Annotated in this window: 3 protein-coding genes; all 3 read left to right on the top strand. The window is 33.2% G+C overall.

Annotated elements, in window-relative coordinates; genetic code table 11:
• Positions 1-343: 343 nt before the first annotated feature.
• Positions 344-958, top strand: coding sequence for a transposase (locus tag PF572_04680; protein ID MDA3840359.1), 615 nt, complete (start codon positions 344-346; stop codon positions 956-958).
• Between the two features lie 116 nt (positions 959-1,074).
• Positions 1,075-1,575, top strand: a complete 501-nt coding sequence (locus tag PF572_04685) for a hypothetical protein (GenBank protein ID MDA3840360.1) — start codon at positions 1,075-1,077, stop codon at positions 1,573-1,575.
• A 2-nt stretch (positions 1,576-1,577) separates the two neighbouring features.
• Positions 1,578-2,995, top strand: a 1,418-nt coding sequence (locus PF572_04690; protein ID MDA3840361.1) for a hypothetical protein, incomplete at its 3' end; no start/stop codon positions are given.

The following is a 2,995-nucleotide window of genomic DNA, read 5'->3' on the forward strand; positions in this document are numbered from 1 at the left end:
TTAGTCACAGATGTGTGCTATTTTGACTTTAAAACAAAAAACCACTTAAAATAATTTGCTCTTTTCTCAGGTTTTAGTCCGCGGTGATTTCGGTAATTTTGTTTAAGTCTTGAAAAATACTCTTCCAGTCCATTCGTGGTTTTCGGTATATTTAAATCATCTAAATAATGAAACATATCTGGCAGCGCTTTGACTAGCATGCTGCGTGCTCGTTTGATATCACTAAACACTTTCCCTCTTTCTGGTTTCGAAACCAGTTTATAGCTTCATGGAATAAAGCAATTTTAAATAATAGCTAATCGGAGGTATCGGATACCTCCGATTAGCAAAAATATATAAAAAAATGAAGGGAAATTATTATCATATTTATAACAGAGGAGTTGACAAGAGGATTGTTTTTGAAAACCATCCTGACTATGTTCACTTTTTGGAATTAATTTCGAGTGTCAATCAGCTGGAAGCAATTGGAAGTTTATATCACTATAATCAAAATAAGAATGAAGAGATAAAGGAAGACTCCAAAAAATTGGTCGAGATTATAGCTTATTCTTTATTGCCTAATCATTTCCATCTTCTCGTAAGAGAATCTATTAATGGAGGTATCTCTAAGTTTATGCAGAAAGTTAGCATAGGTTATACGAATCGCTTTAATATAAAAAATAAAAGATCTGGTTCTCTTTTTCAGGGCAAATATAAGAGCGTCACAGTAGACAATGAAGATTATTTATTATATCTTTCGGCATATATTCTTGGTAATTCTGAAATTCATAGAATATGTAAAGCAGGGGAATATAATTATTCGAATTATAATATTGCCTTGGCTGGGAAAGCTAGAATGTTTAATAAATATATTTTGAAAAACTTCTCAAGCATAGAAGTATATTGCAGTTATTTAAATGATGTAGTAAAAAATTCTAAAACAATTAAGCAAGACAAGAAAATGTATACTTTAGAGTAAATCGGAGGTATCGGATATCTCCGATTTATGTGTTTTTATAATTTGTGGTTAAAAAGACTTGTCGCTTGCTCTTTAAAATGTTATAATTTCATTAATATTAAATTAGAAAAAAATTTATGCAAAAAGAAGTTAAAAGGAGGATTTTTTTGTGGGTAAAAATTATTGTACTTATCCTGATTGTGGCATATGCCGCTTTTTTTATTACAACATATCGTAAAATACAAAATGGTGAGTTAGTGAAGTTTCAGGGACATTGGTACACCCCTGAACAATTGAGTCAAATATTACCACCACAGTACGCACCTCTAAAAGAGCCGATAAACACTACCGAAGAAGTCTATACAAAATTCCGAGAAGCACTTTTGAGTGGAGAAATTGATGTGGCTTTGGGGTATATTCGAGAGAGGGATAGGGAATATTACATTGAAGCATTTAATGATCTTGAACGGATAAAAAATTATACGGAACTACCGTTATACTCACAATTAGAAATATATGATGATATGGAAAATTTTCAAAAAGGTTATTATTATTACAAAGAAGGTGACAAGGAGCCATTTAGTATTAATTTTAAACTAAATCAAAGAACTGCACTTTGGGAAATTGATTCAATATAATTATGCAAAAATATTTATTTACAATTATATTATTATTTTTTGTAAATATTAATTTCGTTCTGGCATATAACAATACTATAGTTCATCCTGGAATCACCAATGAAGCGATAAAACTCTATTTACGTAGTGGCAACGAAGGGAAAATCACTTCTAAACAATCCGCTTCAATATTAAAAGGAGCCGAAAACGAAGACATAGATCCTCGTTATCTCAACCATTTTTATAATCCCTACAATAATCAAAGTTTAGAGGTCCTTGGTGCGACTTTCTCAACTGCAAAGGAATGGGCTTTTAAACAAAATAGCGAAACTGGTGATTATAGTGTTTCAACAATCCTTGATAATTATCGAGAGGGGAACACCAAAAGAGCCTTTGAGGGTATTGGTCATATTTTGCATTTAGTTCAAGATATGGGTACACCAGCTCATGTACGAGTTGATCCTCATCCACCATGGGAGCCTGATGGACTTGAACTTGCTACTGAAGAATATGCTAAATATCCATTTGTCGACGCGAAATATTCGAAAAAAGAAATTGGAAATATTTTTGATGAATTTGCAAAGTATACTATAGATAATTTTTATAGTAATGATAGAATTGATAATAATATTATATTAACTGATTTTACGACAAGAGAAGAAGCTGATGGTAAAATTCACACTTATGGAGTAAAAGACGATCATATTGTTTGCCACATTAAAAAGGCAGGTGAAGGAAAAAAATGTGAATTAATAGATTTCGTTTACAAATACTATTGGCAAGAATTGCACCCAAAAACAGTTACATATTCCGCTTCTACCATTGATTGGTTTATGGATGAATTTGAAAAGATTGATGAAGAAAATGAAAAATTATCATTTTGGGATAAAGTTTCAAACAAGATAGTTTCGCTTCCTTCTGCAATTTGGAAAAGTAGAAATTACGTCTGGGGAGATACTTATCTCGCGACCAGAGATAGCGCTATTTCAAACATAAGAGGAGTTTTTTTAGGTGCTGTCGATGTTAGTTATTACAGTGGAATTGCTTTTGATGTTGGAATTAGAAGTACATCTGAAATTGTTAAAGAAGGGAGTATCGGAACACTTGAAAGTATGGGTGAGGCTAGTTTGCTTGCTGGGGCTGGAATTGAAAAGACATTTGATTTTAGTGTTGGAGTAGGAGAAAAAACAGTATCTTTAATTAAAGAAGGAGTAGCTGAAACTAATGAAGTTATTGTCGGTTTGCCAAAAGTTCTTGGTCTTGAGAGTGAAGAATTTGTGCTTGAGCAGGAACACACCCCGTCTGCTGACACAGACACCCCTCTTCCTCCGGAGGCGGACAGGCAAGAGAGGGGAATAGAAGAGGGAGGATGGGTTCCGAGAACAAATATTTTGCTTTTCACAGGCGGTTCTTCTGGTTCGGATGATGATGGTTCTGTGTT

Source organism: Patescibacteria group bacterium (assembly GCA_027858235.1).
Lineage (GTDB): Bacteria > Patescibacteriota > Patescibacteriia > Patescibacteriales > BM507 > BM507.